The sequence below is a fragment of the Hyella patelloides LEGE 07179 genome, from assembly GCF_900659865.1.
GTDB classification, from domain to species: Bacteria; Cyanobacteriota; Cyanobacteriia; order Cyanobacteriales; family Xenococcaceae; genus Hyella; species Hyella patelloides.
Map to the genome: position 1 here is coordinate 1 of NZ_LR214030.1, position 9,956 is coordinate 9,956.

7 protein-coding genes are annotated in these 9,956 nt (G+C 35.6%); 4 read left to right on the top strand and 3 right to left on the bottom strand.

From position 1 onward, the window contains the following. From H1P_RS27145 to H1P_RS27160, 4 genes are all read left to right on the top strand, one after another. A partial coding sequence (locus H1P_RS27145) for a methyl-accepting chemotaxis protein (protein WP_186376164.1) occupies positions 1 to 972 on the top strand: 972 nt, incomplete at its 5' end. 18 nt (positions 973 to 990) lie between these two features. Next, complete coding sequence (locus tag H1P_RS27150; protein WP_144873600.1) at positions 991 to 5,025, top strand: hybrid sensor histidine kinase/response regulator; 4,035 nt, start codon at positions 991 to 993, stop codon at positions 5,023 to 5,025. Between the two features lie 20 nt (positions 5,026 to 5,045). Beyond that, positions 5,046 to 5,585 carry a chemotaxis protein CheW gene (locus H1P_RS27155; RefSeq protein WP_246141977.1) on the top strand — a complete coding sequence of 180 codons (540 nt, stop codon included), beginning with the start codon at positions 5,046 to 5,048 and terminating at the stop codon, positions 5,583 to 5,585. A 4-nt stretch (positions 5,586 to 5,589) separates the two neighbouring features. After that, complete coding sequence (locus H1P_RS27160) at positions 5,590 to 6,171, top strand: DUF1802 family protein (protein ID WP_144873603.1); 582 nt, start codon at positions 5,590 to 5,592, stop codon at positions 6,169 to 6,171. Here the strand turns inward: H1P_RS27160 and H1P_RS27165 are convergent. From H1P_RS27165 to H1P_RS27175, 3 genes are all read right to left on the bottom strand, one after another. Then, positions 6,168 to 7,502 (bottom strand): FAD-binding oxidoreductase, encoded by a 1,335-nt coding sequence (locus H1P_RS27165; RefSeq protein WP_144873606.1) that lies wholly within the window; start codon positions 7,500 to 7,502, stop codon positions 6,168 to 6,170. The two genes, H1P_RS27160 and H1P_RS27165, sit on opposite strands and share 4 nt — an antisense overlap. Before the next feature lie 295 nt (positions 7,503 to 7,797). Then, positions 7,798 to 8,874 carry a CIA30 family protein gene (locus tag H1P_RS27170; RefSeq protein ID WP_144873609.1) on the bottom strand — a complete coding sequence of 359 codons (1,077 nt, stop codon included), beginning with the start codon at positions 8,872 to 8,874 and terminating at the stop codon, positions 7,798 to 7,800. Positions 8,875 to 9,035: 161 nt separating this feature from the next. Next, positions 9,036 to 9,836, bottom strand: coding sequence for a biotin--[acetyl-CoA-carboxylase] ligase (locus tag H1P_RS27175; protein ID WP_144873612.1), 801 nt, complete (start codon positions 9,834 to 9,836; stop codon positions 9,036 to 9,038). Positions 9,837 to 9,956 lie beyond the last annotated feature (120 nt).

A 9,956-nucleotide genomic window follows, 5' to 3' on the forward strand; every position in this document is an offset into this window, starting at 1 on the left:
GCTTTTGAATTATTGCAGCAAGTAGATCGCATTTCTCAAGGAGACTTAACAATTCGGGCAAAAGTAACCGAAGATGAAATTGGGACAATTGCCGATTCTTACAACGCTACTATTTATAGTCTTCAAAAGCTGGTTACTCAAGTAAAAAACGCTGCCGATCAAGTAGAAGAAACTGCGGGTAATAACCAAACCATCATTGAGCAATTAGCCACAGACGCGATCGATCAAGCTCAGTCTATCGCCCTAACAATGCAGCAAATCCAAAGGATGACTAAATCAATTAATCAAGTCTCCGAAAATGCGTCTCAAGCCGAACATATTGTTAAACAAGCTAATAACACAATTCTCGCTGGTGATACCGCCATGAATCAGGCAGTAAACCAAATTAATGCACTGCAAACTACGGTAAGCGAAACCGAGCAAAAAGCAAAACTTTTAGGGGAATCTTCGCAAGAAATTTCTCAGGTAGTTAATTCTATCGGTCGTTTTGCTGCTCAGACTCATTTGCTAGCTCTTAAGGCTTCAATAGAAGCAGCTAGAGCAGGAGAACAAGGTAAAGGTTTTGCCACGATTGCCGATGAAGTTCGTTCTCTAGCAAATCAGTCTGCTACTGCAACCACAGATATTGAAAACATTGTCGCCAGAATTCAATTAGAAACTAACGAACTGGTTTCAGCAATGGCTCAAGGTACAAAACAAGTATCTCTGGGTACCGAATTAGTAAAACAGACTCGTCAAAGTCTGACTCAAGTTACTACCGCCAGTCAAGAAATTAGCCAACTAATTGCAGGTATTGCTCAATCTGCTCAAGGGCAATCGACTATTTCCCAAGAAGTTAGTAAGAACATTGCTCAAGTAGCGGTTTCGGCTCAGACTAATTCACAGTCTGCCACCCAAGTCTCTTTAAAAATTGAACAACTATTGACGTTAGCCAATAGGCTACAAACAGACATCGATCAATTTAAAACTTAAAATCTGCCCAACTTAATCATGTCTCTCAACCCTGATATTCGCGATCAAGCCTATCAATTTTTTATTGAGGAAGCCCAAGAGCTTCTTCAAGTACTTGAGGATGGCTTATTAAATCTCAAAGAGGATCACAGCACATCTAAAGTTCACGAATTAATGCGGGCTGCTCACTCTATTAAAGGTGGTGCTGCTAGCGTTGAATTAGACACGATTAAATTAATTGCTCACCGTCTAGAAGATTTTTTCAAAGCTCTTTATAGTGAAAAGGTTGAATTCGACGCGAACTTAGAAGGTTTGTTTCTACAGGCTTATGACTGCTTAAAAGAACCCCTCACCGAACAGATGGAAATGGGTTCTTTTGATGAAGAGGCTGCTTTGGTTAGTGTTGAGCCAGTATTTAACGAGCTAGAAGAACTGTTGGGAGACGCACTCAAAGAAGCAGATAGCTATATTCCTAGTGCGACAGATTTAGGTGTCGATATTGTCGCTTCTATTTTTGAAATTGATGTTCAGCAATCTTTAGAGCATTTATCCACAGTAGTTAATAATCCAGAGCAATTTGACGCTGAAACGCAACTAAAAGAACAATTAGACATTTTAGGTGGTTTTGCCGAACTTTTTCCCTTACCAGGTTTTAGTGAAATTATTACCTTGGGTCGTCAAGCGATCGCCAATACCCCAGAAAAGGCTTTAGAAATTACCCAGGTGTTTATTAGTGATTGTGAAAAAGCCAGAGAGGTAATCTTAGCAGGAGATCGAGAGCGGGGTGGTGAGCCTTCTGCTGCCTTAATTGCGATCGCTAAAGGAAAATTATCAGAGCCAGCGAGGGAAAATCATCAAATCTTAGACGCGTTGAATGCTGCTTCAGAGGAAAAGTCTTCAGAAGTTGCAGAACCAGCTAAAGGTTTAGAAGATTTGTTTGGGGGTAATATTTTCGATATACAAAGTATCGATCCTCCTCAAGAGAAGTCAGAATTTAGAACCATTGATGAGCTTTTTGGTAATGCTTTTTCTGCTAGTGACTCGGAAAACCCACAACCAGCTAATGACGTTGCTTCTTCCACCAAAGAAGAGTCAGAAACACCACCAGAAGAGATTTTAGACGATGAGAATATCTTTGATTTTGCCCTAGAAGATCGAGATAGTGCCGTTATTATTGATTGGGGAAATATTCCCTCTGAAGACTCGACAGCAAAATTACCAATTACTGATGAAGAGAAAGAGGGGATTGACTATCAAGAAATCGAAGATGCCAATGCCAATGGTGCTTTTGATTTTAACATTATTGAATTAGGCTCAAAAATTATCAATGGCGAAAATGTAGAAGATTTACCCGCATCGCAATTTGCTGATACAGAAAACTTCGATACTGCTGTTGAGTTTTTTAAAGATAGTCAAGTAGAAACACCACAATCAGAATTAACTTCTACTGAATATTTAGAACAACCTGAATCTGTCGTAGAAGAACCAAAAGAAATATCAAAGCCCGAATTTGCTACCCCTGAAAATCTAGATACTGCTCTTAATTCTATAGGCGAAATTTTTGCCCAATTACCACCAGCTATTACTCAGGAAATTATTCCTGAAACATTAGCAACTCCAGCAAAATCAGAGCGAAAAAAAGCTAAAAAGGCAAAATCCAAAAGCCAAGCTTCTGTTGGTAATCAATTAAGCGTTCGGGTAGACTTAGAACGCCTAGAGCGAATGAATAACTTAATTGGAGAATTAGTTATCAATCGTAATAGTTTATCCTTACAAAATGAGCAACTACAATTTAATGTCAAAGATTTAAGCCAAAAATTTAATCGTTTTCGTACTGTCACCAGTAAACTAAGAGAACTTTCCGACCGAATGTTAGTAGAGTCAGAGCATTCCCAGAGTAAAGTTGCGTCTTCAGAAACAGCAGAATTTGATTCTTTAGAAATGGACAGTTATAACCATATACAATTACTGTTGCAAGATATTTTAGAAGAGATTTTGCAGTTAGAAGAAGGTGTGGATGATATCTTTTTATTCGCTCAACAATCGGATCGCACTATTAACCAGCAACGTCAGATGTTAGGGCGAATGCGGGATGAATTAATGTGGGCGAGAATGCTACCTTTAGAACAAATTTTAAAGCGTTTTCCTCGCACTTTAAGAGACTTATCCAATGAATACAAAAAACCAGTTAATCTTAATTTGATTGGCACAGGAGTTTTAGTAGATAAAGCAGTTTTAGAAAAGCTTTATGACCCTTTACTACATCTACTACGCAACGGTTTCGATCATGGTATAGAAGCTCTAGAAATTCGTCGTCAACAGGGGAAACCAGAACAAGGGCAAATCGAAATTCATGCTTACTATCAAGGAAATCAAACCATTATTGAAGTTAGGGATGATGGTAAGGGTTTAGATACTCAAAAGATTGCTGAGAAGGCAATTAAAAAAGGCATCATCTCCGCTACAGAAGCAGCAAATAGTCCTCAAGAAAATTTATTTAACCTAATTTTTGAGCCAGGATTTTCTACTGCTGAAAAAGTTAGTGAAATTTCTGGTCGAGGAGTTGGTATGAGCGTTGTTAGAGAGCAAATTGAATCTTTAAAAGGGACAATTGCGGTGAATTCTACGCCTGGGAAGGGTAGTACTTTTACTTTGTCTTTACCTCTAACTTTAACTATTGCTAAATTACTGGTTTGCTCTCTTGGAGAAACTGCTTTTGCGTTTCCTTCTGATAGTATCGAAGAGATTATTATTCCTTTACCAGATCAAATTAAGTTATCTAATAATAAGCGATTTTTATATTGGAACCAAGAATTAATTTCTATTTATAATATCCAAGAAATATTAGAATATAATTGTTCTATTATTCCTATCGATACAAACAGTAAAGTTTTTGAATCTGTAAATGCACCACAAGATTGGGCATTACCTTTATTATTATTACGTCGGGGTAGACAATTTTTTGCTCTAGAAATAGATCGCTTAATCACAGAACAAGAATTAGTTATTAAACCCTTTGGAAAAACTTTAACTGCTCCTAATTATACTTACGGCTGCACAATTTTGGGTGATGGAACACTCATTCCTGTACTGAATGGTGTCATTTTAATTAGTCAGTTTTTAGGAGAAACGATTAATTATCAGCCTGTTATACAGCCTATTATTAATCAATCCGATAATCTAGATGTAGAAGCAAATTTAATTATTACTGAATCCACTACAGAGGATAATAATTTAACCGATAAAGTAGAAACAAAAATACAAACAGTTAAGCAACCAATCATTATGGTGGTAGATGATTCTACTGCTTTAAGAAGAACTATGGCTTTAAGTTTAGAAAGACAAGGTTATCGTATTTTACAAGCAAAAGATGGGCGAGATGCGATCGAGCAACTAAGAAAAACTTCTGGTGTAGACTTAATTGTTTGCGATATTGAAATGCCTCACATGAACGGCTTTGAATTTTTGGGAGTTCGTCGTCGTGACTCAGAAATTAAAGATATTCCTGTTATTATGTTGACTTCTCGTAGCGGAATAAAACATCGTAACTTAGCTAACCAATTAGGAGCTAATGGTTACTTTACTAAGCCTTATGTAGAGCAAGAATTTTTAAGAGAGTTAAATACAATACTCGATGGTAAATCAGTTAAAAATAGCGATCGCAATAAAAAACATCACCATATTGATCGAAAACATAAAGTTTTAATTGTTGATGACTCTTCTGCTTTAAGACGAACCATGTGTTTAGCTTTAAAAACAAAAGGCTATCGAGTTTTAGAAGCTAGAGATGGTGAAGAAGGCCTTGAACAAATGTATCAAAATACAGATATTTCTCTAGTAATTTGTGATATCGAAATGCCCAAAATGAATGGCTTTGAATTGTTGACTTCTCGCCGTCAAGACCCCCAGTTACAAAAAATTCCTGTAGCAATGCTCACATCTCGGAGTAATCAAAAACATCAAAATCTAGCCAATCAGTTAGGTGCAAATGCTTATTTTACTAAACCCTATACAGAAAATGACTTTATAGTAGAAATTGAAAAACTAATTAAAAATAATTTATTAAAAACTTGATAATCTAAGAAAAATTAAATATGATGATTAATCAAACATTAACCACTTTAGATTCTGCAATAAAAAATAAGCAGCCAACAACTTCTACCATTAAATTATTAGTATTCTCCATCGGAAAATTAACCTTAGCCTTACCAGTAGAACAGGTTAAAAGAGTAACCAAATATACCCCTATTCATGGCAGTGGTATGAGCTATATTAATCTGACTCATATTGGTAAACAAGAAGTAACAGTTGTAGACCTCCATCAAAAACTATTTAAAATTAGCCATGATGAATTAACCCCAGATGGAGGTTATTTTATATTAACTAAGTCAAGACCTGCTACTATTATAAAAAATGGGGAAAAGACTACTCATGATTTTGTCAAAGAAAGCATTGGTATCAGAGTAATGGAAGCTCCTACTTTATTAGATATAGCTCTTTCAGATATTCGGACTCTACCCAGTAGCTACCGTTATGCAGACACTCTAGAGATTGCCAGTCATGTAGCAGTAATTGCCCAAGATAATCAAACCAGTCAAACAATTTTTATTCTCGATCTAGAACACCTAATTTAATATCATGCTAGCCGAGTCAGACGTATTAATTCATAGCTTTAAAGAATGGGCGATCGCAATTTCTGCTTTGGGAAGTGGTAAAACCATTATGTTATTACGTAAAGGCGGTATCCGCGAAGCTAGTAAAAAATTTCAAGTTAAACATCAAAAAGTCTGGCTTTATCCTACTTATGAACATCAAAAATCACAGCTATTAAAACCAGAATACAGTACTCACGTAACGGAAGTCAGATCGGGCTGGCATCCTGCTACAGTAGAGATTCAAAGCTATGCTGAAATTACTAATATTTTAGAGATAAACAGTTTAGAAAAACTTCAACAATTAGAACCTTATCATATCTGGAATCAACTAATGGTAGGCGATCGCTTTAAGTGGAAGCCTCAGCAGCCTTTAGTTATTTTATTATTAAGAGTTTCTAATTTACCCACACCTATTACTATTCCCTACCATCAAAGTTATGGAGGTTGTAAATCTTGGATTGATTTGCAAAAGCCAATTTCTCTTCAAGATTTAAAACCAGTTTTAACAACTGATATTTACCAACAACAAGTTAATGAAATTTTGAATATTATCGATCGCGATTAGAGAGTAAATCCCCGCATCTTACCAGGATTTAATAAACCATAGGGATCGATTTTCTGTTTAAAAGCTACCTTATCTTTATCTATTTGTTTATCACCTCCATCTTCTATCGTATACACATGAGGATTAGCAATAAACGCGCCATTTGCTTCGTGATATTCAATAATTTCTTGCAACCTTTCTTCAGTAGTAAAACGAAATAACTGTAAGCCTCCAGGGACAGCCTTTCCTCCTGCTTTTAAAAACTCCAAATGGATCGCAATCTCATCGCCAAAATGTTGATACATTTTCTCAACTCTTTCTAAAGTGAAATAGAAAGTTTGTAGATAAGTAAAACTAGGATCGATATTGCGAGCGTGAAGAGTTGTATGATTCCAAGTAAACTCTAATAAACTTGTTCCTTTAGCTGCTTCCGCTGCGGTTTTACTATAGGTAAATGTTCCGCCATATTCTGTTACCAAGTCTTTTAAGGGTGCAACATCATATTCAGATACCATCAGTAACGCGCAATGCTTTCCTTGAGTTAAATAAGGTTGCAACGCTGTAAAGTAGCTAGGAATTGGTGCGCTATGAATACTCACTAATTTTTTAACAATACCCGCACTATCGCTTAAAGCTTGTCCAAATTGCGCTGCGGTCATAAAATCATCAAAAACCACGATAATCTCTTGCCAAGGATAAGCTGGTGCTAGAGGTATTTCCAATTCTGTAATAATCCCTGTAGTGCCATAACCATGAATCACTTGTTGCACATCATCCCCTGTTAATTCTAATATCTGGGGTTGCTCTTCCATAGTTACCAAACGTACTCTATGTAAGTTACCACGATCTTTAATTTGTCCGTAATTCATCGAACCCATACCCACGCTACCACCACCAATAAAACCGCCAATAGTGGCTGTACGATAGGTAGAAGGTGCCATTCGTAACTCCCAGCCTATTTCTCTAGCTTGCTTATCGAAAGCTGCCATTTTGACTCCTGGCTCAACACAAGCAATTCCAGGTTTCAGCCATTTAATTTGATTCATTTTACTCAAGTCAAGAATTATCCCAGCTTCCAAGGGAATACATTGACCATAGTTTCCCGTACCAGCACCCCTTACTGTTAGGGGAATTTTATAATTAACACCAGCTTTCGCTACTCGAATAACATCTGCTTCTGTTGTAGGACGAACAACTAAATTAGCTTTTTTATCGTTAAGTTGGCTCTGAAGAATCGGACTGAAGTGATAGTAGTCCAAAGAAAGTTTGGTAACTCGATCGATATCAGTGATGATTTCAATATCAGATAATTCTGCGGAAAACTCTTGATAAATAGAGGTGTTAACTGTCATAGATAAGGAATCAAATTAATGTGGTTAGTTTACAGAAAACAGAGTTGATATGCTTTAAGTTCAATACTTATAGCTTAGTGTCTATCGTTATAATTAAAGATTTTATGACTTTAGATCACAAAATCCTCACAATTTATTCTTATTCTAATAATCAAGATTGCTTCCTAGAGACAACACTCTGCTTTCAGTATTGTCAGTCATGTTTCGACACCTTGTCGAAATTATAAAGGCATCGACTGAGAATATTGTCCCCCAGATAGTTTTATTTGGGGGTTTTTCATGTCTAATATATTTTTTATGTTTGGGAAAGCCAAATTTGATTGATAGCTTCTGGTGATTCTAAAGACTTAACCGTTAACGGCACGAGAGTATCATTAAAAACTTTATCTGCTGGTTTTTCTGCGATCGCTTTACGGCGAATTATGGCATAATCGCAATTAGCATTTTGGACTGTTTTTTCTAAAGAGTAATCTGCATCAGAATTAACTACTATCAACTGAGGTTTTGCTGAACTGCCATAAGCTTTGATTGATTCTATAGTTAATCTAAAATTACCAGGTTCAAATTTAGAGTTAAGTTCTCCGTCATATTCAAACTTACTCAGCATCAATTGCAGCGAATATAGTTTGCTAGAATCAAATTGACCTGCCTCTTTAACTGTTTTGGCACGAAATACAGGACGCAATTGGTTAAAGGGTATCCTAACAGTTATGGGAATGTTATAAACAGTATCAAAAGAATAGCAATAGCTAACACCATCCCATTGTCCTTCACAACGAGTAATAAATTTATAGCGTTTACCGTCTCCTTTAACCCGAAGTTCAATTCCTTGATAGTCAGATAAATCTAAAGGAGAATCAAAATTACGAGTTCTCACAGACGCAAAACCACCATTGTTATCTGTGGAAACATAGCCACTAAAAATTCCTTGTCTGTAGGCTAAATTAAAGCTACTTTGACTCACACCTCCCATAACAACATCATCTACTGCACCCCACATTGATTTAAGATTCAGATTAGGCTCTGTGAAGTTAAATAATATTTTTTCTGTACTATTTGGTAAATAAGCTGTTGCCTGAATTAATTTGGTTAATTGGTTAAAGGTAAAAATAGTATTGCCATAATTAGGCTCGTTTTGGCTATTGCTATTAGCTTCTAAACAAATAATAATGTGTTCTATTTGAGAAAAATATTCTGGTTTGAGACTATCAGCAACATCTAAGTCTATTGGGGAAATACTGCTAGATTCTGTAAGATCGATATAATTAGCTTCGGTTGCTAATATTTGAATATGATAGTGATTTTTGAGTAAGTAAGAGACTACTTGATGACCAAGATTGTTATTGATACCCAGTACTAAAATAGTTTTCATGATATTTAATAATTATGATTTATCTGGTATTTTAAATTTCTGAAATAACAATTTTTAAGCAATTCACAAAATTCTAACAATGTAATTTGAGATGCTGAAGCTTATTCTCGATACATAACAAGGGCAAACAGCCGTTTGTCCCTATACAGAATTGATCTTTGTTATAGATCGTATCCTAAACTAAATTTCCCAGGATCTAAAAATATTTCTGTAGTTGCACCAGGAGACTTTAAGCGAACTTTTAATTGTCCTTGGGGGGTTACTCCTGTAATAATTCCCAAATAATTATTGATAGTTATTTGTTTACCAATACTATTGAGTAGTTGTTGATATTTCTGGAGAGTATAGCTTATTCCTAATTGTTGATAATCTTGATAGCCTTTAAGAATTCCTACTGTAGTGATAGCAGTTAATTGCTCTAGAGAATTAATTTGTTGTCCCCTGGGTATCTGAATCTGATTTTGATAATAAGATGCCAAGTTAATTCCGATTTCTGGAACTGAATTTTGCCAATTGATACCAACTCCAACTACTGCATATTTAATTAGATTATTTTTGGTTCTAGTTTCAATTTTAATCCCACCTAACTTACGTTTATTTAAAATTAAATCATTAGACCATTTAATGGTTACTGGTAGTTGGCGATCGCGTAAAATATCAGTAATACCGACTGCGATCGCCATTACCAAATGAAAGCTATGTTCTAAAATTAAATCACATTTTAAAGCTACGGAAAGATATAACCCTCCCAATCCAGATTGCCAAGTTTTACCCCATTGCCCTTTCCCAGATGTTTGTTGCACAGCGATTATAGCAATAGGTAGCTCACTATTATTATCTATTAATTGCCACATTTTTTTATTAGTAGAATCAAGACAATTAAACATCTGAAATTTAATTAACTCTACAGAATATCTTTTTTCCAAGCAATTAATTTCGTGCTGATACTTATCATTTAACATTAATTATTTTTTGATTATTAACAATTAATAATCAACAATTATCATCTCGATAGCTAAAATCAAATACTATCCTACAGACGTTCCGTCGGAACGTCTCTACTAACTACTAATCATCAACAA